Origin of the sequence: Bradyrhizobium sp. CCBAU 45321, from assembly GCF_028128975.1 — a bacterium.
GTDB classification, from domain to species: Bacteria; Pseudomonadota; Alphaproteobacteria; order Rhizobiales; family Xanthobacteraceae; genus Bradyrhizobium; species Bradyrhizobium yuanmingense.
Map to the genome: position 1 here is coordinate 269784 of NZ_LFKZ01000130.1, position 25217 is coordinate 295000.

The 25217-nt window shown below is 64.8% G+C and carries 20 protein-coding genes and 2 pseudogenes (1 of these 22 only partly in view); 10 read left to right on the plus strand and 12 right to left on the minus strand.

Features of this window, described 5'->3' with window-relative positions; translation table 11 throughout:
- Nucleotides 1–151: 151 nt before the first annotated feature.
- Together ACM43_RS33800 and ACM43_RS33805 are read right to left on the minus strand one after the other, a co-directional pair.
- Complete coding sequence (locus tag ACM43_RS33800; RefSeq protein WP_057028344.1) at nucleotides 152–1105, minus strand: ABC transporter permease; 954 nt, start codon at nucleotides 1103–1105, stop codon at nucleotides 152–154.
- A 244-nt stretch (nucleotides 1106–1349) separates the two neighbouring features.
- Nucleotides 1350–3008 carry an ABC transporter substrate-binding protein gene (locus ACM43_RS33805; protein ID WP_271546037.1) on the minus strand — a complete coding sequence of 553 codons (1659 nt, stop codon included), beginning with the start codon at nucleotides 3006–3008 and terminating at the stop codon, nucleotides 1350–1352.
- Between the two features lie 196 nt (nucleotides 3009–3204).
- Between ACM43_RS33805 and ACM43_RS33810 the strand changes: the two genes are divergently transcribed.
- Entirely contained in the window at nucleotides 3205–4800 is a 1596-nt protein-coding gene (locus ACM43_RS33810) for an ABC transporter substrate-binding protein (protein ID WP_271546039.1), read from the plus strand.
- Nucleotides 4801–4869: 69 nt separating this feature from the next.
- Here ACM43_RS33810 and ACM43_RS33815 read toward each other — a convergent pair whose 3' ends face one another.
- From ACM43_RS33815 to ACM43_RS33845, 7 genes are all read right to left on the minus strand, one after another.
- The gene (locus ACM43_RS33815; protein WP_271546041.1) at nucleotides 4870–6114 is read right to left on the minus strand and encodes an acyl-CoA dehydrogenase; all 1245 of its coding nucleotides are present in this window, start codon (nucleotides 6112–6114) and stop codon (nucleotides 4870–4872) included.
- 136 nt (nucleotides 6115–6250) lie between these two features.
- Complete coding sequence (locus tag ACM43_RS33820; RefSeq protein ID WP_271546043.1) at nucleotides 6251–7495, minus strand: acyl-CoA dehydrogenase; 1245 nt, start codon at nucleotides 7493–7495, stop codon at nucleotides 6251–6253.
- A gap of 131 nt (nucleotides 7496–7626) precedes the next feature.
- Nucleotides 7627–8754: an acyl-CoA dehydrogenase family protein gene (locus tag ACM43_RS33825; protein WP_271546044.1), complete on the minus strand. Its 1128-nt coding sequence runs from the start codon at nucleotides 8752–8754 to the stop codon at nucleotides 7627–7629.
- Between the two features lie 162 nt (nucleotides 8755–8916).
- The gene (locus ACM43_RS33830; protein ID WP_271546046.1) at nucleotides 8917–10788 is read right to left on the minus strand and encodes an AMP-binding protein; all 1872 of its coding nucleotides are present in this window, start codon (nucleotides 10786–10788) and stop codon (nucleotides 8917–8919) included.
- A 43-nt stretch (nucleotides 10789–10831) separates the two neighbouring features.
- The gene (locus ACM43_RS33835; protein ID WP_271546048.1) at nucleotides 10832–11638 is read right to left on the minus strand and encodes an enoyl-CoA hydratase/isomerase family protein; all 807 of its coding nucleotides are present in this window, start codon (nucleotides 11636–11638) and stop codon (nucleotides 10832–10834) included.
- A gap of 192 nt (nucleotides 11639–11830) precedes the next feature.
- Nucleotides 11831–12589: an SDR family NAD(P)-dependent oxidoreductase gene (locus tag ACM43_RS33840; RefSeq protein ID WP_024337318.1), complete on the minus strand. Its 759-nt coding sequence runs from the start codon at nucleotides 12587–12589 to the stop codon at nucleotides 11831–11833.
- A gap of 69 nt (nucleotides 12590–12658) precedes the next feature.
- Complete coding sequence (locus tag ACM43_RS33845; protein ID WP_271546050.1) at nucleotides 12659–13312, minus strand: TetR family transcriptional regulator; 654 nt, start codon at nucleotides 13310–13312, stop codon at nucleotides 12659–12661.
- A 151-nt stretch (nucleotides 13313–13463) separates the two neighbouring features.
- Between ACM43_RS33845 and ACM43_RS33850 the strand changes: the two genes are divergently transcribed.
- Nucleotides 13464–14636: an acetyl-CoA C-acetyltransferase gene (locus tag ACM43_RS33850; protein WP_271546052.1), complete on the plus strand. Its 1173-nt coding sequence runs from the start codon at nucleotides 13464–13466 to the stop codon at nucleotides 14634–14636.
- 117 nt (nucleotides 14637–14753) lie between these two features.
- The gene (locus ACM43_RS33855; protein ID WP_271546054.1) at nucleotides 14754–16298 is read left to right on the plus strand and encodes an acyl-CoA synthetase; all 1545 of its coding nucleotides are present in this window, start codon (nucleotides 14754–14756) and stop codon (nucleotides 16296–16298) included.
- A gap of 128 nt (nucleotides 16299–16426) precedes the next feature.
- Here ACM43_RS33855 and ACM43_RS33860 read toward each other — a convergent pair whose 3' ends face one another.
- Complete coding sequence (locus ACM43_RS33860; protein ID WP_271546056.1) at nucleotides 16427–16969, minus strand: methylated-DNA--[protein]-cysteine S-methyltransferase; 543 nt, start codon at nucleotides 16967–16969, stop codon at nucleotides 16427–16429.
- 135 nt (nucleotides 16970–17104) lie between these two features.
- Here ACM43_RS33860 and ACM43_RS33865 point away from each other — a divergent pair, with 135 nt between their 5' ends.
- Nucleotides 17105–17923, plus strand: a complete 819-nt coding sequence (locus ACM43_RS33865; RefSeq protein WP_271546058.1) for an alpha/beta fold hydrolase — start codon at nucleotides 17105–17107, stop codon at nucleotides 17921–17923.
- A 2-nt stretch (nucleotides 17924–17925) separates the two neighbouring features.
- Complete coding sequence (locus tag ACM43_RS33870; RefSeq protein ID WP_271546060.1) at nucleotides 17926–18738, plus strand: alpha/beta fold hydrolase; 813 nt, start codon at nucleotides 17926–17928, stop codon at nucleotides 18736–18738.
- Between the two features lies 1 nt (nucleotide 18739).
- Here ACM43_RS33870 and ACM43_RS33875 read toward each other — a convergent pair whose 3' ends face one another.
- Nucleotides 18740–19195, minus strand: a complete 456-nt coding sequence (locus ACM43_RS33875) for a carboxymuconolactone decarboxylase family protein (protein WP_271546516.1) — start codon at nucleotides 19193–19195, stop codon at nucleotides 18740–18742.
- 100 nt (nucleotides 19196–19295) lie between these two features.
- Between ACM43_RS33875 and ACM43_RS33880 the strand changes: the two are divergent.
- The 5 genes and pseudogenes from ACM43_RS33880 to ACM43_RS33900 all read left to right on the plus strand — a co-directional run.
- Nucleotides 19296–20146, plus strand: a pseudogene (locus ACM43_RS33880) (sigma-70 family RNA polymerase sigma factor); the annotation flags it as partial.
- Nucleotides 20147–20339: 193 nt separating this feature from the next.
- The gene (locus tag ACM43_RS33885) at nucleotides 20340–21017 is read left to right on the plus strand and encodes a GntR family transcriptional regulator (RefSeq protein ID WP_271546062.1); all 678 of its coding nucleotides are present in this window, start codon (nucleotides 20340–20342) and stop codon (nucleotides 21015–21017) included.
- A gap of 162 nt (nucleotides 21018–21179) precedes the next feature.
- A pseudogene (locus ACM43_RS33890) lies at nucleotides 21180–21981 on the plus strand (phytanoyl-CoA dioxygenase family protein).
- 153 nt (nucleotides 21982–22134) lie between these two features.
- On the plus strand, nucleotides 22135–23448 hold the full coding sequence (locus ACM43_RS33895) for an NAD(P)H-dependent oxidoreductase (RefSeq protein WP_271546064.1): 1314 nt from the start codon (nucleotides 22135–22137) through the stop codon (nucleotides 23446–23448).
- Between the two features lie 178 nt (nucleotides 23449–23626).
- A complete protein-coding gene (locus ACM43_RS33900; RefSeq protein WP_157287597.1) occupies nucleotides 23627–24715 on the plus strand; it encodes a TRAP transporter substrate-binding protein in 1089 nt (362 codons plus the stop codon).
- Nucleotides 24716–24920: 205 nt separating this feature from the next.
- On the opposite strand, the gene ACM43_RS33905 is transcribed toward ACM43_RS33900, so the two are convergent.
- Nucleotides 24921–25217: the 3' end of a hypothetical protein gene (locus ACM43_RS33905; protein WP_271546066.1), read on the minus strand. 300 nt of this gene lie beyond the right edge of the window; 297 of the gene's 597 nt are visible here — the last part of the coding sequence; its start codon lies beyond the right edge, outside the window — the gene reads right to left on this strand; it ends in the stop codon at nucleotides 24921–24923.

Sequence of the window (25217 nt, forward strand, 5' to 3'; positions counted from 1 at the left end):
TTGCGGGAGAGGTCGTCGCGAAGCGACGGGTGAGGGCTTTCGCCTCTTGGGGGTTCTCGCGAGCGGAGACACCCTCTCCCCAACCCTCCCCCGCTCGCGGGGGAGGGAGCGCACCGGCTTCGCGGCTATAGCTCGGCTCAAATGCATCCCGCTAGCCCCGCTTGATGCGCGGGTCGATCGCGGCTTGGGCGATGTCGACCAGGAGATTGAGGAAGACGAAGAACAGCGCCAGGATCAGGATCGTGCCCTGCAGCAGCGGCAGGTCGCGCTGGAAGATCGCCGAGTTGAGCAGGAAGCCCGAACCCGGCCAGGAGAACACCGTCTCGATCAGGATCGAGCCGCCGAGCATGTAGCCGAGCTGAAGCCCCATCACCGCGAGCGCGGTGGGCGCGGCATTCTTGATGACGTGGCGGAACACGCCGGTTTCGCGCAGGCCCTTTGCACGCAAAGCCTCGACGAAGTCCTGCGAGAGAATGTCGCCAGTGAGCGCGCGGACCGTGCGGGTGACGATGCCCATCGGGATCACCGACGTCGTGATCGCCGGCAGCACGAGATATTTGAGATGCGCCCAATCCCAGGCCCAGGAGTTGGAGCCGCTGGGGCCGGCGCCGACCGCGGGCAGCCAGTTCAGCTGGACCGAGAAGATGATGACGAGCAGCATGCCGAGCCAGTAATGCGGCACCGAGACCCCGGCGATGGCAAAGGAGGTCGCGACCTTGTCGATCCAGGTCTCGCGAAAATAGCCGGCGATCAGGCCGAGCAAGACGCCCATGGTGAAGCCGATGATGGCGGCGGCAATTGCGAGCGTGACGGTGTTGCCGACCGCGCGCATGACCTCGGCGAGCACCGGACGCCCCGTCGCGATGGAATTGCCGAGATCGCCGTGAAGGGCACGCAACAGCCACAGGCCGAACTGCACCGGCAGCGGCCGGTCGAAGCCGTAGGCGGCGCGCAGCTGCGCGGCGAGCTCCTGCGACGCGTCGGCCGGCAGCACGGCGACCAGCGGATCGCCCGGCGTGATGTGCACGAGCAGGAAGCACACCAGCGCGACGCTGATGACGATCGGGACGACGTAGACAATGCGTCTGGCGGTATAGGCGAGCACGTTGGATTACTCAAGTTAGTGCGTAGTGGTCGTCATGGCCGGGCTTGTCCCGGCCATCCACGTTTTCTTGGTTCGTCATCCGGGACGATGCGAAGCATCGAACCCGGAATCTCGAGATTCCCCGGTGCGCAATTGCACACCTGAGGTCTGGTCCTTCGGACGATCCCGCAATGACGGAGCTGGAGGAGACACGTGGATGCCCGGGTCAAGCCCGGGCATGACGCGTCGATAGAGCGTACTCACCTCACTGCTTGATCGACACCGGCGAGAAGTCGATGAACCAGCTCTTCGGTTGCACGACGCCTGTCACCTTCGGGCTCATGGCGCGCGGGCCGACGTCGTGGGCGACGTAAAGGAAAGCGGCGTCGTCGACGGAGGCTGCGTGCAGCTCGGCGAGCGCGGCGTCGCGCGCGGCGGGATCGAAGGTCTGGCGCGCCTTCTTCACCAGCTCGTCGAACTTGGGGTTGTTGATGAAGCCCCAATTGTTCGAGACCGGCGGCGCCATGCCCGACTGCAGGAAGCGCACCAGCGCGAAGAACGGGTCCATCGCCGCGTAGGTGACGTTGGTCGCGTGCGAGCCGTTGGCGCTGGGATCCTTGGCGCCGCGGCGCCAGTTGGTGAACAGCGTATTCCATTCGATGACGTCGAGCTGGACGTCGAAATAGCATTCGGCCAGCGCCTGCTGCAGATACTCGTTCATCGGCAAGGGCTGCATCTGGCCCGAGCCGGACGCCGACGTCTGCGTCTTCACGGTCAGCTTCTTGTTGGGACCGTAGCCGGCCTCCTGCATCAGCTTTTGCGCAGCCGCCTTGTCGTACTTGATCTGGAAGGTGGGATTGCCGCGCCAGGGATGGCCGGGCTCGAAGGTGCCGGTCGCCGGCACCATCAGGCCGGCGAGCAGACCGTCCCTGAGGCCTTCGCGGTCGACGCAGAGGTTCGCGGCCTTGCGCACCCGGATGTCGTTCCAGGGCGAGCCCTCGACGCGCGAGAACTGCCATGGCCAGACGTGCGGCTGCTCGTTGGAGTAGAGCTTGAAGCCGCGCTGCTTCAATTCGGGGATCGCGTCCGGTGCCGGCGCCTCGACCCAATCGACCTGGCCGGAGAGCAGCGCCGCGGTGCGCGCGTTGGCTTCCGGCATCGGCAGCAGCACCATCTTGTCGACCTTGGGCACACGATCCTTGTTCCAGTAGTTCGCGTTCTTGACCAGCTCGAGCCGCTCGCGCGGCGTGAAGCTCGCCATTTTCCAGGGACCGGTACCCGAGGCGTCCTTGGCAAACGCAGTCCAGGCGGCCTGCGACTTCGCCTTGGCGTCGGCGCCCTCGGTCTTGTCGTAGAAGGACTGCCACTTCGCCGGGCTCGCCATGAACAGATTGGTGAGGTTGATCGGCAGGAAGCTGTCGGGCTCCTTGGTGGTGAGCTCGACGGTCATGTCGTCGATCTTCTTCGCCGAGGCCAGCGTCGGCATGCGCGAGGCCGTGACGCCGACCTGGCTGGCGTCGAATTGCGGCGCATCCTGCTTCAGCACCTTCTCGACGTTCCACACCACGGCGTCCGCGTTGAACGGCGAGCCGTCGTGGAAGGTGACGCCGGGGCGCAGCTTGAAGACCCATTTGGTCTTGTCGGCATCGTCGACCTTCCACTCGGTGGCAAGACCGGGGATCACCACGCTCGCCTTCTCGGCGGAGGACAGGTCCCAGCCGGTCAGCGCGTCGTACATGGTGAGGCCGGTGAAGCGATTTCCTTCAAAACCCTGATCGGGCTGGCCGAGCGTGCGCGGAATATCGGCAGCGGTCATGCCGATGCGCAGCACGGTCTGCGCGCTCGCCACACGCGGCCATGCGGCGGCTGTCGTCAGAGCGAGCACCGCGATCAGTGCCGCACGTGTCTTCTTCTTAGTAAGCATCGCCTCGTCCTTCTCCGGCTTTGGATGATTAATTTTGATGCAATGGTATGCAATGGCTATGCCAAGGAGAAACTTTTTCTGCAAATCTTGCCTGCGGCGACAAGTCCTTGTGGATCGCCAGGAGGCAACCAGGCGGGCTGCCTATTCTGGCATCAAGATTGCAAGTTCGGCTCCGAAATCCCTGGGAGCTTGGACCATGCGTATTCGCTTATCGACCTGTCTCGCCGTGCTTGCGCTGGCGTCCTCCGCAATCTCGGCGCGCGCGGAGAGTGTTGTGCGCTACGGCATCTCGATGGCGGATATTCCGCTCACCACCGGCCAGCCTGATCGCGGCGCCGGCGCCTATCAGTTCACGGCCTACACGATCTACGATCCCCTGGTGGCCTGGGAGATGGACGTCGCCGACCGCCCCGGCAAGCTGGTGCCGGGCCTTGCCACCGAATGGAAGGTGGACGATGCCGACAAGACGAAGTGGCGCTTCAGCTTGCGCAAGGGCGTGAAGTTTCACGACGGCAGCGATTTCAACGCCGATGCGGTGATCTGGAATCTCGACAAGGTGCTCAACGACAAGGCGCCGCAATTCGACAAGCGGCAGAGCGCGCAGGTGAAGACCCGCCTCCCCTCCGTCGCCAGCTACGCCAAGATCGACGACTCCACCGTGGAGATCACCACCAAGACGGTCGATTCCTTCTTCCCCTACCAGATGCTGTGGTTCCTGGTCTCGAGCCCGGCGCAATACGAAAAACTCGGCAAGGATTGGGACAAGTTCGCCAGCCAGCCCTCCGGAACCGGCCCGTTCAAGCTGACGAAGCTGGTGCCGCGCGAGCTCGCCGAGCTCAGCAAAAATCCGGACTACTGGAACAAGAAGCGCATTCCCAAGGCCGACAAGATTGTGCTGGTACCGATGCCGGAAGCGCTGACGCGCACCAATGCGCTGCTCGCCGGCCAGGTCGACCTGATCGAGACACCCGCGCCGGATGCCGTGCCGCAGTTGAAGGCGGCCGGAATGAAGCTGGTCGACAACGTCACGCCGCATGTGTGGAATTATCACCTCAGCGTGCTGCCGGGCTCGCCCTGGACCGACATCCGCCTGCGCAAGGCGCTGAACCTTGCGATCAACCGCGACGAAGTCGTCGGACTGATGAACGGCCTCGCCAAGCCCGCCAAGGGCCAGGTCGACCCGTCGAGCCCGTGGTTCGGCAAGCCCAGCTTCGAGCTGAAATATGATCTCGCCGCCGCCAAGAAGCTGGTGGAGGAAGCGGGCTATTCCAAAGCAAAGCCGCTGAAGACCACCTTCATCATCGCGCAAGGCGGCACCGGCCAGATGCTGTCGCTGCCGATGAACGAATTCCTGCAGCAAAGCTTCAAGGAGATCGGCATCGAGATCGACTTCAAGGTGGTCGAGCTGGAGACGCTCTATACGCATTGGCGCAAGGGCGCCGCCGACGAGATGAACGCCGGCATCACCTCCAACAACATCGCCTATGTCACCTCGGATCCGCTTTACGCCATCGTCCGCTTCTTCCATTCCGGCCAGATCGCGCCGGTAGGCGTCAATTGGGGCGGCTACAAGAACCCGAAGGTCGACGCGCTGATCGACGAGGCCAAGCAGACTTTCGAGAGCACCAAGCAGGATCAATTGCTGGCGCAGGCGCATGCGCTGATCGTGGACGATGCCACGCTGGTGTGGGTCGTCCACGACACCAACCCGCACGCGCTGTCACCGAAGATCAAGCAGTTCGTGCAGGCGCAGCACTGGTTCCAGGACTTGACGACGATCGGGGTGGAGTGAGCAACGCGCAAGGGTGGGCACGGCGCTTTGCGCCTTTGCCCACCCGAGGTCCATGCTCAGCGCGCGCGATCACCGCCCCTTGGTCGGGATCTTGTTGTACGGCACGTCCTTGTCGACGCGGATGTCGCCCGGCAGGCCCAGCAAGCGCTCGGCGATGATGTTGCGCAGGATCTCGTCGGTACCGCCGGCGATGCGCATCGAGGGCGAGGACAGCAGCATCTGCTGGAATTGGCCCTGGGCCGTTTCCTCGTCGTTGCCGGTGAGAACACCGGCCGCACCCTGCAGGTCCATGGCGTAAGTCGCGATGTCCTGCAGCATCATGCCCGAGACCAGCTTGCCGATCGAATTCTCCGGGCCCGGGCGCTCGCCTTTCGATAGCGCCGAGATCGTGCGGTAGCTGGTGTATTTCAGCCCGTTCGACTTCGCCGCCCAGCTCGCGAGCTTCGAGCGCACGGCGGGATCGTCGATGGCGAGGCCCTCCTCCAGCATCAGGTTCGAGCAGAGCTCGAACATTTCAGGCACGCCGGTCGCGAGCCGCGCGCCGATCGACATGCGCTCGTTCATCAGCGTGGTCAGCGAGACGTTCCAGCCGTCGCCGACGGCGCCCAGCCGCTGGCTATCGGGGATCACCACATCGGTGAAATAGACCTCGTTGAACTCCTGCATGCCGTTGGCTTGCTTGATCGGCCGCACCTCAACGCCGGGGCTCTTCATGTCCAGGAAGAACATGGTGAGGCCCTTGTGCTTGGGCACGTTCGGATCGGTGCGTGCGATGAGGAGGCCATAGTCGGAATAATGCGCGCCCGAGGTCCAGATCTTCTGGCCGTTGACGACCCAATTGTCGCCCTTCTTCTCCGCGCGTGTGCGAAGCCCTGCGACATCGGAGCCGGCAGACGGCTCGGAGAACAGCTGGCACCAGATCTCCTCGCCCGATGCGAGCTTCGGCAAGTAACGGCGCTTGGCCTCCTCACTGCCGAACGCCATCACGGTCGGTCCGCACATGCCTTCGCCGATCTGGAACGGCTGCGTCAGCTTGCCGTAGACGCCCTCCTCCTGCTGCCAGATCACCTTCTCGATCGGCGTCGCGCCGCGGCCGCCATACTCCTTGGGCCAGTGCAGGCAGGCCCAATTGCCCTCGAACTTCTTCTTCTGCCAGGCCTTGCCGACTTCGACGATGTCGCGGTTGGCAAGGCGGATGCGGCCGAGCGAGGACTTTGATAGCTCGCCATGCAGCTCCTTCGGCGCGTTGGTCTCGATCCATTTGCGCGCGGTCTCACGGAACGCGGCTTCCTGCGGGGTGTCGTCGAAATTCATCTTCGAGCTCTCCTCTCTCGTGCCCCGGACGCTGCGCAGCGCGAAGCGGTGCGCTGCAGAGCCGGGGCCCATTGCGGCCATCTGGGTCCCGGCTCTGCGAAGCAGCACTGCGTGCTGCATCGCGTCCGGGACACGGCTAATTCCTTCCCTTCGTCGGGATCCTGTTGAACGGCACGTCCTTGTCGACGCGGATGTCGCCTGGCAGGCCCAGCACCCGCTCGGCGATGATGTTGCGCATGATCTCGTCGGTGCCGCCTTCGACGCGGGTACCCGGCGCGCGCAGCAGCATGGCCTGGAAACGGCCGGCGAGCTCGGCATCCTCACCGCTGACGACGCCGGACGCGCCCTGCAGATCCAACGCGTAGGTCGCGACGTCCTGGATCATGGAGCCCGCCACCAGCTTGCCGATGGAGTTCTCCGGCCCCGGGCGTTCGCCCCTCGACAGCGCCGAGATCGCGCGCATGCTGGTGTATTTCAAGCCGCTCGCCTTCACCGCCCAGTTCGCCAGCTTGGAGCGCACCGCGCGATCCTCGATCGCCGGGCCGTCGTCGAGCATCAAGCTGGAGCAGTACTCGAACAATTCAGGGAAACCGGTCGATACGGCCGCGCCGATCGCACTGCGCTCGTTCATCAGCGTGGTCAGCGAGACGTTCCAGCCGTCGCCGACCTCGCCGAGGCGCTGATGGTCGGGGATGCGGACGTTGGTGAAATAGACCTCATTGAAATCCGAGGCGCCGCTCGCCTGCTTGATCGGCCGCACCTCGACGCCGGGGCTCTTCATGTCCAGGAAGAACATGGTGAGGCCTTTGTGCTTGGGCACGGTCGGATCGGTGCGCGTGAGCAGGATGCCATAGTCTGAATAATGCGCGCCCGAGGTCCAGATCTTCTGGCCGTTGATCACCCAGTCGTCGCCGTCCTTCTCCGCACGCGTGCGGAGGCCCGCGACATCAGAGCCGCCGGCGGGCTCGGAGAACAGCTGGCACCAGACCTTCTCGCCGGAGGCGAGCGGCGGCAGATAGGTGCGCTTATGCTCCTCGCGCGCGAACGCCATCATGGTCGGCCCGCACATGCCGTGGCCGATGATGAACATGCGGGAGAGCTGGCCGAACGGCCCTTCCTCCTGCTGCCAGATCACGCGCTCGATCGGCGAGGCGCCGCGGCCGCCATATTCCTTCGGCCAGTGCAGGCAGGCCCAGCCGGCGTCGGCCTTTTTCTTCTGCCAGGCTTTTGCGACCTGCAGGATATCCGCGTTTTTGAGCACGGTACGCCCGAGCGAGGATTTGCGCAGCTCCTCCTCGTATTGCTTGGGCGCGTTGGCGTTGATCCAGGCGCGGGCGGTGGCGCGGAACTCGGCTTCCTGCGGGGTGTCGTCGAAGTTCATGGTCTCATCTCTCGGTTCGTTCCCCGGACGCTGCGCAGCGCGAAGCGGTGCGCTGCAGAGCCGGGGTCCATTGCAGCCCCTGGGTCCCGGCTCTGCGGCGCTCCGCGCCGCGTCCGGGACACGAGCGAGGGTTACGCCGCGTTCTTCTTCCGCATGCGGTCGATCAGCTGATCCTCCCAATAGGACAGGCTGCCCAGGCCAAGCGCCATCGCATTGGCGCGGCGGTAGTACATGTGGCAGTCAAATTCCCAGGTGAAGCCCATGCCGCCGTGGACCTGGATGTTGTTCTTGGCGCAGTGCTGGAACGCCTGCGTCGCGCTGATGCGCGCGGCGGCGGCGGCTTCCGGCAGCTCGGCCGCATTGGTCGAGAGTGCCCAGGCGCCGTAATAGCTGTTGGATCGCGCCAGCGTCGCCGAGACGTACATGTCGGCCAGCATGTGCTTGACGGCCTGGAACGAGCCGATCTGCCGGCCGAAGGCGATGCGGTCCAGCGCGTAGTCGCGGCCCATCTCCAGCGCGCGGTCGGCGCCGCCGACCTGCTCGAACGCGCACAGCACCGCGGCGCGGTCGAGCACCTGGGTGAGGATGCTCCAGCCGTCGCCCGCGGCGCCGAGAGGCTCGGCTTTGGCGTCCTTAAAGGTGATCTCGGCCTGCCCGCGGGTCGGATCGAGATTAGTGAGGTTCTTGACCTCGACGCCGCCGGCTTTGAGATCGACCAGGAACAGCGAGATGTCATTGTCGCGCCCGCTCGATCCCGTGCGCGCGGCAACCACCGCAAAATCGGCGATGGCACCGTCGGCGACCGGCTTCTTGACGCCGTTGAGCACCCCGTTCGCAGCCGTCAGCTTGACGTTCTTCGGCGCTGGGTTGCCCTTGCCCTCGAACAGCGCCAGCGTGCCGATGGCCTCTCCGGACGCAATCGCCGGCAGCCATTTCTTCTTTTGCGCGTCGCTGCCGGCGATCAGCAACGCTTCGGCGGCGAGGTACACGGTCGAGGAAAACGGCACCGGCGCGTTGGCGCGGCCCATTTCTTCCGCGATCACGCACAGCTCGAGATGGCCCGCGCCGGCACCGCCGAACTCCTCGGGAATCGCGACGCCGAGGAAGCCCATCTCGGCGAGGCCTTTCCACAGCTCCTTGTCGTAAGGCGTCTTGCCGTCGAGCACGACACGCACCGCCTTGGGCGAGCATTTCTCGGCGAGGAACTTGCGCGCTTGGTCGCGGAGCTGTTTTTGGTCGTCGGAGAAATCGAAGTTCATGGCGGGGCTACCTTTGTTTATTCGTTGTCATTTATTGGCACCGTCATTCCGGGGCGCGCCCCTTGGCGCGAGCCCGGAATCCATAACCACGAGCCGGGGTTATGGATTCCGGGCCTGGCCCTTCGGGCCATCCCGGAATGACGAGGGGAGAGAGTTGCGCTCTCATTTCAGCACGATCACATCTTCATCCGGCTTGTCCGCATAGAGCCGCTCCACCAGCGCCGCGCGGCGTTCCAGGCCGGCGCGCTGGTTGATGTAGCCCTTGTCGGTGAGCTCGTTGCCGTCGATCGAAGGCGGCTCGACCATCAGCATCGCGCGCGCGATGACCCGGCTGCTGGCGCCTTCGCACTCACGGTTGTGGGCTTCCAGGCCGCGCCTGAAGCAGGCGATCACCTCGGGATGCTTCACCGCATCGGTAAAGCTCAGATCGGGATTGCCGGCCAGCTGGCGGCAGGCGTGCAGGTTCGGCCAGGCCAAGAGGCCGATGAAGGGACGGTCCTGCCCCGCGACCAGCGCGTCGTGCACCACAGGCGTCGCTGCTGCGATCGCATCGGTCCGCAGAGAGCCGACATGCACGAACGTGCCGGTGGTGAGCTTGAAGTCTTCCACCACGCGGCCGGCAAAGATGATGCCTTGCACCGGATCGGCATCGTCGACGAAGATGCCGGCATCGCCAATGCAGTAGAATCCTTCCTCGTCGAACATTTTCCTGGTCAGCTCCGGCTGGCCGAAATAGCCGGGCGTGACGTTGACGCCGCGCAGGCGCAATTCGTACTTCGAGCCGCAAGGCACCATCTTCAACTCGACGCCTGGGAACGGCAGGCCGATCAGGCCGACGCGCTCGGTGTCCCAATAGGTGCCGGTCGAGGTCGGCGCGGTCTCGGTCGAGCCCCAGCCGGTATAGAACACGATCCGCTCTCCGGTGGTCTTTACCGCCAGCGCTTGCATGCGCTCGTAGAGATCGTCAGGCAGGCGCGCGCCGCCATAGGCCATGATCGAGAGGTTCTTGAAGAATGAGCGGCAAAGCGCGTCGTCCTTCTCCATGGCGGCGGCGAGCGCGGCATAGCCGGCGGGCACGTTGGCGTAATAGGTCGGCGAGATCTCGCGCAAATTGCGCAGCGTCTCCTCGAACTGGCCCGGCATCGGGCGCCCGTCATCGATATAGAGCGTGCCACCGTCGACCAATATTGGATGGAACGCGGCATTGCCGCCCATGGTGTGGTTCCAGGGCATCCAGTCCAGCATGGTCGCAACAGGCCCGTTCGGATCGCGCGGCCGCACCTGCATCATCATCGCCGCATTGGCGCACATCATCTCCTGCGTGTTGATGACGGCCTTGGGCATGCCGGTCGAGCCCGACGTGAACAGCAGCTTGCCGATGGTCTGCGGCGTGATCTTCGCGATCGAGGCCTCGACATCGGCCGTGACGGGCGTTGCTGCGAGCTCGGCAAAGCTGACGCTCTTGATGCCCTCGCAGGGCCGCGCGACGTGGACCACGGTGACGCCGCTGAGGTCGAGCGCCTTCAGCGCCTTCTCGAAGGTCGGTCCGTCCTGCACCATCAGTACGGCCGGCTTGATCAGGTCGAACAGATACTTCAGCTTGACGTGGTCGTGGCTCATCAAGGAGTAGGCCGGCGATACCGGCGCTGCGGGGACGCGCGCCTGCATCGCAGCCTGCGTCATCAGCGCATGCTCGATCGAATTGCCCGAGAGGATCGTGACGGGCCGGCCGCCGAGCTCGAGATTGAGCAAGCCTTGCGTCAGCGCGTCCACGATGCGCTTGGCTTCGCCATAGGACACCTTGCGCCATTCGCGGTTCGGACCGCCGCGCTGCGCCAGCCAGATGCGCTCGGGCGCTTCCTTCGCCCATTTCGCCAGCGACGCCGGAATGTGCTTCTCATAAGGCTGCAGCGGAATGCGCGACTTCAGCACCACCGTGCCGTCGGCGCGGCGCTCGACGTCGATGTCGCGCGCGAGCCACTGGACCTTGCGAAAGGCGGGCTTCGTCATCACCGCTGCCGCGCTTCCACTCATTTTGCGTCTCCCGGAATTACTGTCCTTTGCGGATCGTTCTCGTTCAGCGCCTGATATAGACAGGCTTTCGCTTCTCAAGGAAGGCCCTGATGCCTTCCGAAAACTCCTCCGAGCGGCTGCACAGGACCTGGTTGCGATCCTCCATCGCAATCGCGGCTTCGAGCGAGCCGGCATCGACGCTCATGTTGAGGCATTCCTTGGATAGCCGTAGGCCCACGGGCGAGGCCGTCATCATCGCCTCGACGTAAGGCCCTGCCGCGTCATCGAGCTTGTCCTCGTCCACGAGCTCCGAGACGAGGCCGACCGCGAGCGCGCGCTCCGCTCCGATGAAGCGCCCGGTGAGGATCAGCTCGGATGCAACGGAGACGCCGACGAGGCGCGGCAGAAAATAGCTGGTGCCGATGTCGCAGCCGCCGAGACCGAGCTTGATGAAGGCACAATTCATCCGCGCCGATCTCGTCGCGATGCGCATGTCTGAGGCCAGCGCCAGCGCAAAGCCGCCGCCGGCGGCCGCGCCCTGCACCAGCGCCAGGATCGGCTGCGGACAGCGCCGCATCAGTATCACGATGTCGGCGATGCGCCGCTGCGAATCCAGCGACTCCGTGACGCCCGGCGGCTCCTGCTGCCCGGCCCGGCGCTCCATCGCGGCTTTGAGATCGAGGCCGGCACAAAAATTCCTGCCGGCGCCCTTGAGCACGACGACGCGCGTGTCGCGATTGCGTTGCAGGCCCTGGAAATAATCGTTGAGCGCATCGATCAGCGCGGGATCGAGCGCGTTGAGGTGCTCGGGCCGATTGAGCGTCACCCGGTCGACGCCGTCGTCATGCTCGATCAGCAGCGGTTGGGACATGAGGCTCGTACCTTCGTGCCACACAGAGACCGTCTCCCACCCTCCCCTGGAGGGGGAGGGTCGATCGCGCGCAGCGCGAGCGGGGTGGGGTGACAGTCTCTCCCCACCGAACAGTGCCCGAGTGGAGAGATCACCCCACCCCGGCGCTTCGCGCCGACCCTCCCCCTCCAGGGGAGGGTAAGAGAGAGCCGCCTACCTTGGCGCCATCCTGATCGCGCCGTCGAGGCGGATGGTCTCGCCGTTCAGCATCGGGTTCTCGACGATGTGCACCGCGAGCATGCCGTATTCGTTGGCATCGCCGAGACGCGAGGGATGCGGCACCTGGGCGCCCAGGCTCTTGCGGGCCTCTTCGTTCAAGCCCATCAGCAGCGGCGTGAAGAACAGGCCGGGCGCAATGGTGTTGACGCGGATCTTCTGGCTGGCGAGATCGCGCGCGGCCGGCAGCGTGAGGCCGACGACGCCACCCTTCGAGGCCGAATAGGCGATCTGGCCGATCTGGCCTTCGTAGGCGGCAACCGAGGCAGTGTTGATGATGACGCCGCGCTCTTCGCCGATCGGCTCCGCAGTGACGAGGCGCTCAGCGAACAGACGCAGACAGTTGAACGTGCCGATCAGGTTGACGTTGATGATGCGCGCGAACTTTTCGAGCGGATAGACACCGTCGCGGCCGACGATGCGCTGCGAGCCGCCGATGCCGGCGCAGTTCATCAGCACGCGGGCGACGCCGTGTGCGGCTTCCGCTTTGGCAATCGCAGCCTTGATCTGCTCCTCGCTGGTGACGTCGGCGTGCAGCGCGACGCCCTTCACTTCGGCGGCCACCTTCTCGGCGTTTTCCTTGCTCTGATCGATCACGCCGATCTTGGCGCCCTTGGCGGCCATGGCGCGGGCGGTCGCGGCACCAAGGCCCGAGCCGCCGCCGGTGATGAGAACGGCTACGTCTTTCAACTGCATTTTAGAACCTCTCCTTGTTGTGGCGAATGGCGAATAGCGAGTGGCGAATGGAGCCTGCGGCCCAATTCGCTATTCGCCATTCGCCATTCGCTCGTTCAGTATTCCGCCGCAGATCAGCGTTTCCATGTGTTTGATGTATTGCCGGCAGACATCGTCGGTGACCGGGCCGACGCCGGTCGCGCGCGACATCGCGTGCCGGCCGAAGAACAGGTGATCGCAGGCGCCGATCAGGCTGGTGTAGAACAGCACCGGATCGGTCGGGCGGAATTCGCCGCGGCTGACGCCTTCCGCCAGCAGGCGGCGGTGGAAGTCCAACAGCGGCGCAACGAAGAATTTCGAGACTTCGTCGGCAGAGCTCGCGCTGGTCTCGTGCAAGAGATAGTGGATCAGCCGGTTCATATAGGGGAACCGGTGATAGGCACGGATGATGCCGGCGATGTGCAGCTTCAGCTTCGCCGTCGACGTGATCGGCTGCGCCAGCAGATATTCGAGGTTGGTCATCTCGGTCGCGGCATCCCGCGCGAGCAGCGCCAGCAGCAGGCCGTCCTTGTTGCCGAAGTGATATTTGACCAGGGCCGCGTTGGCGCCCGACTTCTGCGCAATGTCGGAGAGCGAGATCTCGATCGAGGAGCGTTCGATCATCAGCTCGCTCGCGGCCACCAGCAATTTCTCTGCCGTGGAATTTTTCCCGCCGGGAAGCCTGTTCGGTACGCTGGTCGCCACGGAGATCCCTGTTTGGCCGCTGGAAGCGGGGCGCAGATAAGCGCAAGCAGCGCCTCATCACAAGAGTTAATTGATCGATTGACTAAACGATGGTCCGCCCCTTAAATCCGCCCCCGACAACTCAATCCAAAACGATCATGGGAGAGACCGAATGGCCGAGGCTTACATCGTCGCCGCTGCGCGCACCGCCGGCGGGCGCAAGGGGGGCCGTCTCGCCGGCTGGCATCCGGCCGATCTCGCCGCGAAGGTGCTGGATGAGCTGGTCGACCGCACCAAGGTCGATCCGGCCCAGGTGGAGGACGTAATCATGGGCTGCGTCATGCAGGTGGGCGAGCAGTCCAACAATGTCGCGCGCAATGCGGTGATGGCCTCGAAGCTGCCGGAGAGCGTGCCGGGCACCTCGATCGACCGCCAGTGCGGCTCCTCGCAGCAGGCGCTGCACTTCGCCGCGCAGGCGGTGATGTCGGGTGCGATGGACGTCGTGATCGCGGCCGGCGTGGAATCGATGACGCGGGTGCCCATGGGCCTGTCGTCGCAGCTTCCGGCCAAGAATGGCTTTGGCAATTACAAGAGCCCGGGCATCGAGAAGAAGTATCCGAATATCGTGTTCAGCCAGTTCACCGGCGCGGAGATGATGGCCGAGAAGTACGGCCTCTCCAAGGATGAGCTCGACGAATATTCTTACCAGAGTCATCAGCGCGCGATCGCGGCGACGCAAGCAGGTCACTTCAAGAAGGAGATCGTGCCGCTCGACATCACCCGTGCCGACGGCAGCAAGGACACCCACCACATCGACGAGGGCATCCGCTTCGATGTCACGCTCGACGGCATCAAGGGCGTCAAACTGATTGCCGAGAACGGCAAGCTCACCGCAGCCAGCGCCAGCCAGATCTGCGACGGCGCCTCCGGCGTCATGGTGGTGAACGAGAAGGGCCTGAAGCAGCTCGGCGTCAAGCCGCTCGCGCGCATCCATCACATGACCATGACGGGCGGCGATCCCGTGATCATGCTCGATGCTCCCCTGCACGCCACCAAGCGCGCGCTGGAGAAGGCCGGCATGAAGATCGGCGACATCGACCTGTTCGAGGTCAACGAGGCCTTCGCCTCGGTGCCGACCGCCTGGCTGAAGACCACCGGCGCCGATCCGGAGCGTCTCAACATCAACGGCGGCGCCATCGCGCTCGGCCATCCGCTCGGCGGCTCCGGCACCAAGCTGATGACGACGCTGGTCCACGCCCTGCACCAGCGCGGCAAGCGCTACGGCCTGCAGACCATGTGCGAGGGCGGCGGCATGGCCAACGTGACGATCGTGGAGCGGCTGTAAGAAAAACAAGAGCGAGTCGTGAGTGGCGAGTAGCGAATGGTGAGTAGGCGAAGAGCGGTTTGCCCTTCTTCCCTATTCGCCACTCGCTACTCGTCATTCGCGTTTTGAGGAAACGCCATGACCCACCCCTGTATCCACGCCAAGACGACGCCCGACAAGATCGCCTACCAGATGGCCGGGACCGGCAAGGCGATCACCTATCGCGAGCTCGACGAGCTCTCGAACCAGGGCGCGCAGCTGTTTCGCTCGCTTGGCCTCAAGGCCGGCGACCACATCGCGCTGTTGATGGAGAACCGCCTCGCCTTCATGGAGCTGTGCTGGGCGGCACAGCGCAGCGGGCTCTATTACACCGCGATCAGCCGCTACCTGAAGCAGGACGAGATCGACTACATCATCGCCGATTGCGGCGCCAAGGTCGTGATCACGACGCCGAAATGCGCCGACCAGATCAAGGGCCTGATCAAGGGCACGCCCGGCGAGCCGATCTTCTACATGATGGACGACCCGCTGCCCGGCTTCCGCTCCTACGACAAGGAAGCCGCCGCGCAGCCGACCACGCCGATCGCCGATGAGGTCGCAGGCTACGACATGCTGTATTCGTCGGGCACCACCGGCCGCCCGAAGGGAATCAAGAAGGCTTTCGAAGGCAACAGGATCGACGTGCCGAACGCCTTCCTGCGGGTGCTCTGCGCCGACATGTGCGGCATGAATGCGGAGAGCACCTATCTGTCGCCGGCGCCGCTCTATCACGCAGCGCCCCTGCGCTTCAACATGATGGCGATCGTGCTCGGCGGCACCTCCATCATCATGGAGCACTTTGACGCCGAAGAGTTCTTGAAGCTGGTCGAAAAGTACAAGGTGACGCAATCACAGCTGGTGCCGACCATGTTCGTGCGCATGCTGAAGCTGCCGGACGAGGTGCGCACGAGGTACGACGTTTCCAGCCTGAAGGGCGCGATCCACGCCGCCGCGCCCTGCCCGGTTGACGTCAAGGCCAAGATGATCGAATGGTGGGGTCCGATCCTGATCGAGTATTACGCCGGCTCAGAAGGCAACGGCGTCACCGTCTGCAACTCGCAGCAATGGCTGGAACACCGCGGCAGCGTCGGCCGCGCCGTGGTCGGCAAGATCAAGATTCTCGACGAGAACGACGAGGAGCAGCCGGTCGGCGAGATCGGTACCGTCTATTTCGCCGATGCGCCCGCCTTCACCTATCACAACGACCCCGAGAAGACGAAGAAAGCCTACAACGCCAAGGGATGGTCGACGCTCGGCGATGTCGGCTATCTCGACAAGGACGGCTTCCTCTATCTCACCGACCGCAAGTCCTACATGATCATCTCCGGCGGCGTGAACATCTATCCGCAGGAGACCGAGGACGTGCTGATCACGCACCCTGAGGTCGCCGACGTCGCGGTGTTCGGCGTGCCGAACGAGGAGATGGGCGAAGAGGTCAAGGCGGTGGTGCAGCCGCACGACATGAGCCGCGCCGGCAAGGCGCTGGAGGCCGATCTGATCGCCTATTGCAAGAGCCGCCTCTCCGCGATCAAGTGCCCGCGCTCGGTCGATTTCGAAGCCGAGCTGCCACGCACGCCCACGGGCAAGCTGGTGAAGCGGCATTTGCGCGATCGGTATTGGCCGAAGACGGCGGCGAAGATTTAGGGAGAGCGGCCGCTCTCAACACCGTCATGCCCGGGCTTGTCCCGGGCATCCACGTGCTTTGTACCGCAAAGGAAGACGTGGATGGCCGGGTCAAGCCCGGCCATGACGCCGAGCAAGCTTTGGTATCTTCAATCGAACAGGCTCGGGGTGTGGTTCACCAGCGCGCCTTCGATCTCGAGCATCTTCAGCTTCGTGACCACGCCGCCATTGGCGGAGAAGCCGCCGGGCTTGTTGCCGGCCGCCAGCACGCGATGGCACGGCACCACGATCGGGCACGGGTTGCGGCCGAGCGCCTGGCCGACGTCGCGCGACAGCTGGACGCCGCCGAGCTGCTTGGCGATGTCGCCATAGGTGACGGTCTTGCCCGGCGGAATCGCGCGGGCGATCGCGTAGACGCCGCGATTGAACTCGGGCACGCCGTCGAGGTCGAGCGGAATGTCGGTGAGATCATCCGGCTCGCCGGCGAGCAGTCTCGTCATGCGGTCGACCGCCTGTTGCACCTCGGCGGTCGGCTCGGCCTCAATGGCGTCAGGATGGCGCTGGCTGATGCGGGTGCGGATCTTCTGCTCGCCGCCCATCGGCAATTGCGTGCCGTTGATGCCGCGCGGGCCCCAGGCGATGGCACACAGGCCGATCCTGGTGTCGAACAGGGCAAAATGCTGGTCGGTCATGGCTTGGTTCCTGAATTGCTTTCGTTGCAGGCCCCACTTTCTTCTCGCGCCAAATCTAGGCTTGGAAATAGTTGCGATCCACCCGGTTTCCGGGAATCTTGCACAGGCGTTCCAATCCTCTCCCGCGAGTCCATAATGCAGAGCCTCCACGTCAACGGTTACGACATGCCCTATCTCGACGTGGGCGAAGACAGGGGCCGTCCGCCTCTGGTCTGCGTGCATGGATCGCTGAATGACTTCCGCGTCTGGGGCTGCGTGCTCGGGCCGCTGACGCAGCGGCACCGGGTGATCGCCGTCAGCCTGCGGCACTTCTTCCCGGAAAAATGGGATGGGGTCGGTGACACCTATTCGATCGCCCAGCACGCCAGCGACGTCATCGCCTTCATCGACAAGCTCGACCTCGGGCCGGTCGATTTGATGGGCCATTCCCGCGGCGGGCATATCTGCTTCCGCGTGGCACAGCAGCGGCCCGATCTCTTGCGACGGCTGATCCTGGCCGAGCCCGGGGGCGAGCTCGATGCGAGCCTCGATCCGGATTACGTCGGCGGTCCCTCGCCACTGCTGGCGCGCTTCACCGCCTCGGCCGAGAAGATCGCGGCCGGCGATGTCGACGGCGGCCTTGCCGTCTTCGTCGACACGCTGGAAGGCCCCGGCACCTGGCCGCGATTGCCCGCGATGGTGAAGCAGAACCTGCGCGACAATGCCTATACCCTGATCGGCCAGGTCCACGACAGCCGCCCGCCGTTCTCTAGGGCGGACGCAGAGGCGATCAAGATGCCGACGCTGTTCATCCTGGGCGCGCGGACCAAGGGCCTCTTGCCGAAAGTGCTGCATGCGCTGGCCGCGCATGTGCCTTATTCCAAGACGGCGATCATCCCGAATGCGACGCATCCGATGTTCGAGCAGGCGCCGCAGAAATTCTCCGAAGTGGTTTTGGATTTTCTGGCGAGCTGACCATGCAAAGCTTCCACGTCAACGGTTACGACATGGCCTATCTCGAAGTCGGTGAGGGCCCGCCGCTGGTCTGCGTGCACGGCACACTCGGCGACTTCCGCACCTGGTATTCGGTGCTCGGTCCGCTGTCGAAGTCCCATCGGGTGATCGCGGTCAGCCTGCGGCATTTCTTTCCCGAGCACTGGGACGCTGTCGGCGACGACTACAAGATGGCGCAGCATGTCGCCGATACGATCGCCTTCATCGAGCAGGTCAAGCCCGGCCCCGTCGACCTGATGGGCCATTCGCGCGGCGGACACATCGCCTTTCGCGTGGCGCAGGCGCGGCCCGATCTGTTGCGCAAGCTGGTGCTGGCCGAGCCCGGCGGCGATCTCGACGTATCCCTGCCTGTGCCCGAAGGCACGCCCGCGCATCCGCCGCTGGCGGCGCGCACCGCGCGGTCGGTCGAGATGATCCGCGCCGGCGACCTCGAGGGCGCGGTGCGGAATTTCTACGAAGGCATCGAAGGCGACGGCTCCTGGCGGCGCGTGCCGGCTGCGGCCAAGCAGCAACTGCGCGACAACGCGCTCACCTTCCTCGGCCAGATCAACGAGCAGCGCCGGCCCTACACGCTCGGCGATGCGCAGGCGATCAGGACGCCGACGCTGCTGATCGGCGGCGGCGCCACCACCGGCAGCCTGTCGGTGATGTGGCGCGTGCTGGCCGCGCACATCGCGGGCGCTGAGACGGCGGTGATCGCGAACGCCGGCCACTGGATGTTCGAGCAGGCGCCGCTCGAGTTCGGCGAGGTGGTGAGCAGATTCCTGGCGGAGTAGCTCACACCTTCCACACACCGACGGGCATCTTGATCGTCGCGTTCAGGCGGTTCCACACGTTGATCGTCGCGATCGCGAGGATCAGGGTGGCGAGCTCGCGCTCATCGAAGTGCTTCGCAGCTTCATTCCAGATCGCATCGGGCACCGGATCCTCGCGATCGGCAAGGCGCGTGGCGGCTTCGGTCAGGGCCAGCGCGGCGCGCTCGGCATCGGTGAAGTAGGGCGCCTCGCGCCAGGCGGATACGGCGAACAGGCGTTCGTCGGTCTCGCCCAGCCTGCGGGCGACCTTCGGGTGCATGTCGACGCAGACGCTGCAGCCATTGATCTGGCTGGCGCGCAGGTGCACCAGTTCCAAGAGCTTTTCGGGCAGACCCTGCTTTGTCAGGTTGCCGAGGGATTGCAGGACATTCATGGCCTCGGGCAGGACCATGACAGGGTGTTTCATGCGGGCGTGCATCATGTTGCATCTCCATCTGTCGAATTTCGAAGGTTCCGGTCACATCGACTGGATTGGCTTCGTCATGGGCTTGACGGATCGCGACGAGGGAATGTGACCGATGAGCGAAGAAAATTTTCTGACCGAGCAGTTCGAGACGAGCAGGGACCATTTGCGTGCGGTGGCCTACCGCATGCTGGGCTCCCGCGCCGAGGTCGACGATGCCGTGCAGGAGGCTTGGCTGCGGGTCAGCCGCTACGACCTGTCCGACATCGCGAATCTGCGCGGTTGGCTGACCACGGTCGTGGCGCGTATCTGCCTCGACATGCTGCGCGCCCGGAAGTCGCGCCGCGAGGATCCGATGGGTCCGCACGTACCCGAGCCGCTCGACGATACCCGTGAGCGAGAGGCGGAGATGGCCGATTCTGTCGGCGCGGCACTGCTGGTCGTGCTGGAAATGCTGCAGCCCGCGGAGCGGCTCGCCTTCGTGCTGCACGACATGTTCGCCGTCCCGTTCGAGGAGATCGCGCCGATCGTCGGCCGTTCGGTCGATGCCTCGCGGCAGCTGGCGAGCCGCGCCCGGCGGCGCGTGCAGGGCGCACCGGTGCCGGAGACGGATCTGACGCAACAGCGAAGGATCGTCGATGCATTTCTCGAAGCCTCGCGCGAGGGCAACTTCGAAGGCTGCTCGCGGTGCTGGATCCCGACGTCGTCTTCCGCGCCGATCTGGCGGCGGTGCGGCTCGGCTCGCTGGCGGAGGTCCGCGGCGCCGAGGCTGTCGCGCAGCTCTACAAGGGCCGCGCCCGGGCGGCGCGCACGGCGCTGGTCGATGGCGAGATGGGTGCTGCCGTCATCCTCGGCGGACAGTTGCGGGTCGCGCTGCGCGTGACGTTCGCGGGCGGGCGGATCGGCGCGATCGAGGCCGTCGCCGATGCGGACGACATCGCCGCGATGGAGGTGCAGGTGCTGGATGGCTCAGATCCGGACCAACCCGTTGTCGCGAAAACAACCCCATGCACAGTAGACGGACTTAGGAAAATCAACAGCTTACCCGGGTGACATGAAGCCATTGGGATCGCCCGAGATACGGCTTGACGCTCTACCTCGCCGAGCGTAAGTTCGAATACGGAATTCCGTATTCCTTCGTTCTTCTGGAGCTGCCGGCGTGATCCCTCTCGACCCGCTCCCGAACCTGATCGACCAGGTCTATGCGCGGATCCTGGAGGCGATCTCTGACCGCACGCTTCGGCCCGGCCAGCGCATCCGGCAGAACGAGCTCGCCGATCGGCTCGGCGTGTCGCGCCAGCCGGTGTCGCATGCGCTGCATCTGTTGCATCGGCAAGGCCTGGTCGCCGAGAGCGGCCGCCGCGGCTTTGAAGTGACACAGCTCGATCCCGCGCGCATCCGTCAGCTCTACGAGGTGCGCGGCGCCATCGACGCGCTGGCGGCCGGGCTGGCCGCTCAGCGCGCGGCCAGCGACGCAGCGGGACGCGCGCGACTGGAGGCAGCGCTCGCCGCCGGGCGCCGCAGTGACCGCAACACGATTCTACCCGAGCTCATCACCCTCGATGTCGATTTTCACCGCGCGATCTATCAGCTCGCCGGCAATCCCGTGATCGAGGAGACCATGGCGCCGCAATGGCCGCACATGCGGCGCTCGATGGCGACAGTGCTCTCCGAGCTCGATTATCGCGCCAGCGCCTGGGCGGAGCATGCCGATATTGCCGGACACATTCTCAGCGGCAACGCGACGGCGGCCGAACGCTCAGCGCTCGCGCATGCACAGACGGCGGGACGGATGACCGAGGAGAGATTGCGGGTGACGGAAGAGGCGGCGGCGTAGCACGCCGTCATTCCGGGGCGACGCGACGGGACCGCGCGAAGCGCGGCCCGGGAGCGTCGAGCCCGGAATCCATCGGGCGGCAGAGACTGCGGAGGAATGGATTCCGGGCTCACGCTTCGCGTGCCCCGGAATGACAAAACAAAGCAAACAGGAGGACGACCCGTGAAACTGTCCCAGGAGCAATTGGAGTTCTTCCACCGCGAGGGCTGGCTGTTCCTGCCCGAATTGTTCGCCCAAGAGGAGGTCGACCTGCTCGCGCGAGAGGCGGTCGCCATTTACGATGCCAACCGGTCGGAGGTCTGGCGCGAGAAGAGCGGCGCGCCGCGCACCGCCTTTGCCGCGCATCTCTACAACGAGGCGTTCGCGATCCTCGGCGCGCATCCGCGCATGATCGAGCCGGTCGAGCAGGTGTTCGGCGAGCCCGTCTACATGCACCAGTTCAAGATCAACGCGAAATCGGCCTTCACCGGCGACGTCTGGCAATGGCACCAGGATTACGGCACCTGGAAGCGCGATGACGGCATGCCGGAGCCGCGGGCGATGAACATCGCGATCTTCCTCGACGAGGTGATGCCGATCAACGGTCCCCTGATGCTGGTGCCGCGCAGCCAGAATGCCGGCGATCTCGAGGCTTCGCACGATCTCGCCACCACCTCCTATCCGCTATGGACGCTGGACGAGGACACGGTCACGCGCCTCGTCAAGCAGGGCGGCATCGTCGCGCCCACCGGCAAGCCCGGCGGCATGCTGATGTTCCACGGCAATCTCGTGCACGGCTCTAGCGGCAACATCACGCCCCTATCCGCGCAAGATCGTGTACCTGACGCTGAACGCGGTCTCGAACCATATCCGCACACCGACACGACCGGATTACATCGCGCATCGCGATTTCACGCCGATTAAGACGGTCGACGACGACGCGCTGCTGCGGTTGGCACGGACACCGCGCCAGGCGGCGGAGTAACCTGTCATTCCGGGGCGACGCGGAGCGTCGAGCCCGGAATCCATCGGGCCGCAGTGCTTGTGGAGAAATGGATTCCGGGCTCGCGCTTCGCGCGCCCCGGAATGACGAAGTTTGACAGTGTCACCTCACAGCCATAGCGATCTCGGACTCCCCATGAACCTCTTCCGCCTCCTGCAAGCCCGCGCATCCGCCGGCAAGCCCGTCCGTGTCGCGCTGATCGGCGCCGGCAAGTTCGGCTCGATGTTCCTCGCACAGGTGCCGCACACGCCGGGGCTGGATGTGCCCATCATCGTCGACATCGACCGCGACCGGGCCCGCGAGGCCTGCCGGACCGTCGGCTGGAGCGCCGAGCGCATCGCCGCGACCGTGTTCACCGATGACGGCGTGCGCGCCATCGCCGGCGGCGCCATGGACGTGGTGGTGGAGGCGACCGGCAATCCCGCCGTCGGCATTGCCCACGCGCGCGCCGCGATCGCGGCGGGCAAGCATATCGTGATGGTAAATGTCGAGGCCGACGTGCTGGCGGGCCCGCTGCTCGCCGACGAAGCGCGCAAAGCCGGCGTGGTCTATTCGCTCGCCTATGGCGACCAGCCGGCGCTGACGGCGGAGATGGTCGATTGGGCCCGCGCCACAGGATTTCACGTCGTTGCCGCCGGCAAGGGCACGAAGTACCTGCCGGCCTATCACGACGTGACGCCCGACGGTGTCTGGCAGCACTATGGCCTGACGGCGGGCGAAGCGCAGTCGGCCGGCATGAATCCGCAAATGTTCAACTCTTTCCTCGACGGCACCAAATCGGCGATCGAGATGGCCGCGATTGCCAATGCCTGCGGCCTCGACGTGCCCGCGGAGGGCCTGGCGTTTCCGCCGTGCGGCGTCGACGATCTGCCGCATGTCATGCGGCCGCGCTCGCGCGGCGGCGTGCTGGAGCGATCCGGTGTCGTCGAAGTCGTCTCCTCGCTCGAGCGCGACGGCAGGCCGGTGTTTCGCGATCTGCGCTGGGGCGTCTATGTCGTGCTGGAAGCACCGAACGACTATGCCGCCGACTGCTTCCGGCAATATGGACTGAAGACCGATGCCAGCGGACGCTTCGCCGCCATGCACAAGCCGTATCACCTGATCGGGCTCGAGCTGAACATCTCGGTGCTGTCGGCCGCGCTACGGGGCGAGCCCACCGGGCAGCCTTACGGCTTCCGCGGCGACGTCGCCGCCGTGGCCAAACGTAACTTGCGTGCCGGGGAGGTGCTCGACGGCGAAGGCGGCTACACGGTATGGGGCAAGCTGATACCGGCGGCCGCGAGCCTCAGGGCCGGGGCCCTGCCGATCGGGCTCGCACATCGCCTCAAGCTTAAGCACGACGTCGCCCATGGCACGTTGGTACGCTGGAGCGATGTCGAATTCGACCCCGGCAACGAAACGGTGAAGGCACGCAGGGCCATGGAAGCCGCGTTCGCGCCGCAGCATTGATCGGCTTGGCAGGCGCACAACCAAAGCGAGCTTGATTTGCTGTTCCCCTTTCGTCATGCTGCCTGCGATCCGGGAACATTGAATTTCGGACACCAAGAAACGTCGGCCACCGGCGAAGATGAAGCGGCGTCAAGACCGCGATCCCTCGTCGAGGACACGACACCGCAGGAGGGAACGCATGGAACGTCGTAAATTTCTGACGGCAGGCGGACTGGGCCTTGCCGCAAGCGCAATTGCAGCGCCGGCTGTCGCACAATCAATGCCCGAGGTGAAATGGCGGCTGGCGGCGAGCTGGCCGAAATCACTGGATACGCTCTACGGCGGCTGCGAGTATTTCTGCAAGCGGGTCGCGGAGATCACCGACAACAGATTCCAGATCCAACCCTTCGCGGCCGGCGAAATCGTCGGAGGCCTGCAAGTGCTCGATGCCGTGTCCAACGGCACCGTCGAAATGGGCAACACGGCGCTCTACTATTATTGGGGCAAGAACCCGGCATTCACCTTCGGCACCTCGCTGCCGTTCGGCCTCAATACGCGTCAGCACATTTCCTGGCTGATATGGGGCGGCGGTCAGGACATGCTCAATGAGCTCTTGAAAGAGCACAACGCGATCGGCGTGCCGACCGGCTCGACCGGGGCTCAGATGGGCGGCTGGTTCCGCAAGGAGATCAAGACCGTCGATGATCTCAAGGGCCTGAAATTCCGGGTTGGCGGCTTCGCCGGCACCATTGTCGCAAAGGTCGGGGGCGTGCCGCAACAGATCGCGGCCGGCGACATCTATCCCGCGCTGGAGAAAGGGACGATCGACGCTGCCGAGTGGGTCGGTCCGTATGACGACGAGAAGCTCGGCTTCGTCAAGGTGGCGAAGTACTACTACTATCCCGGTTGGTGGGAAGGCACCGGCCAGGGCCACAACATCATGAACCTCGAGAAGTGGAATGGGCTGCCGAAGCACTACCAGGCCGCCATCAGCACGGCATCGATGGACACCTTCACCTGGGTGACCGGCAAGTACGATTCGGTGAACCCGCCCGCGCTGAAACGGCTGCTGGCGTCCGGCGCGATCCTGAAGCCGTTCCCGCAGGAGGTGCTCGAGGCCTGCTACGGCGCAGCCAACGAGATCTACGCCGATCTCGCCAAGAACAACCCGCATTTCGGCAAGATGTATGCGAGCCTCACCGCCTTCCGCAGCGAGTCGCTCGCCTGGATGCAGGTGGCCGAGCTCAGCTTCGATACCTTCATGATGCGGATGCGGACGCGGACGTAAGCGCATCGCGCGCTGCGCACGGCAGAACGACGAAAGCCCCGGAGATGTCTCCGGGGCTTTTGCCATTAAACGACTCTCGTAGGGTGGGCAAAGCGAAGCGTGCCCACGTGGAAGCTGAGAAGACGTGGGCACGGCGCGCATCGCGCGCCTTTGCCCACCCTACGAGAAGCGAATGCGCGGCGCGAGCAACGCACCACAAGCATCCTCAATTCTCCTCATCCCCGAGCGCTGCGATCAGCTTGTCGTAATACCTGGCGACGAGATCGATGTTGCTCTTGTGCTCGACCTGGAGCGCAGGCGTCTTCAGCGCCTGGTTGAGCTCGTCGAGGGCTTCCTTCTTGTCCTTCGCCGGCATCTTCTTGTCGGCCTGGATCTCCGCGATCTGAGCCTTGATCACCGCTTCGGGGCCGACATATTTCTTGGTGGCGGGATCGAAGCCGCCGATGACAAGGCTGATATTGTCGACGACGTTGTTGTAGTCGTCGTAGCTGGCAAAGCCGTG

What these genes read in the sequence shown, in the direction of transcription:
- ACM43_RS33805 (WP_271546037.1), bottom strand. Translation starts at nt 3,008, where the DNA reads ATGCTTACTAAGAAGAAGACACGTGCGGCACTGATCGCGGTGCTCGCT.
- ACM43_RS33810 (WP_271546039.1), top strand. Translation starts at nt 3,205, where the DNA reads ATGCGTATTCGCTTATCGACCTGTCTCGCCGTGCTTGCGCTGGCGTCC.
- ACM43_RS33815 (WP_271546041.1), bottom strand. Translation starts at nt 6,114, where the DNA reads ATGAATTTCGACGACACCCCGCAGGAAGCCGCGTTCCGTGAGACCGCG.
- ACM43_RS33820 (WP_271546043.1), bottom strand. Translation starts at nt 7,495, where the DNA reads ATGAACTTCGACGACACCCCGCAGGAAGCCGAGTTCCGCGCCACCGCC.
- ACM43_RS33825 (WP_271546044.1), bottom strand. Translation starts at nt 8,754, where the DNA reads ATGAACTTCGATTTCTCCGACGACCAAAAACAGCTCCGCGACCAAGCG.
- ACM43_RS33830 (WP_271546046.1), bottom strand. Translation starts at nt 10,788, where the DNA reads ATGAGTGGAAGCGCGGCAGCGGTGATGACGAAGCCCGCCTTTCGCAAG.
- ACM43_RS33835 (WP_271546048.1), bottom strand. Translation starts at nt 11,638, where the DNA reads ATGTCCCAACCGCTGCTGATCGAGCATGACGACGGCGTCGACCGGGTG.
- ACM43_RS33840 (WP_024337318.1), bottom strand. Translation starts at nt 12,589, where the DNA reads ATGCAGTTGAAAGACGTAGCCGTTCTCATCACCGGCGGCGGCTCGGGC.
- ACM43_RS33850 (WP_271546052.1), top strand. Translation starts at nt 13,464, where the DNA reads ATGGCCGAGGCTTACATCGTCGCCGCTGCGCGCACCGCCGGCGGGCGC.
- ACM43_RS33855 (WP_271546054.1), top strand. Translation starts at nt 14,754, where the DNA reads ATGACCCACCCCTGTATCCACGCCAAGACGACGCCCGACAAGATCGCC.
- ACM43_RS33860 (WP_271546056.1), bottom strand. Translation starts at nt 16,969, where the DNA reads ATGACCGACCAGCATTTTGCCCTGTTCGACACCAGGATCGGCCTGTGT.
- ACM43_RS33865 (WP_271546058.1), top strand. Translation starts at nt 17,105, where the DNA reads ATGCAGAGCCTCCACGTCAACGGTTACGACATGCCCTATCTCGACGTG.
- ACM43_RS33870 (WP_271546060.1), top strand. Translation starts at nt 17,926, where the DNA reads ATGCAAAGCTTCCACGTCAACGGTTACGACATGGCCTATCTCGAAGTC.
- ACM43_RS33875 (WP_271546516.1), bottom strand. Translation starts at nt 19,195, where the DNA reads ATGCACGCCCGCATGAAACACCCTGTCATGGTCCTGCCCGAGGCCATG.
- ACM43_RS33895 (WP_271546064.1), top strand. Translation starts at nt 22,135, where the DNA reads ATGAACCTCTTCCGCCTCCTGCAAGCCCGCGCATCCGCCGGCAAGCCC.
- ACM43_RS33900 (WP_157287597.1), top strand. Translation starts at nt 23,627, where the DNA reads ATGGAACGTCGTAAATTTCTGACGGCAGGCGGACTGGGCCTTGCCGCA.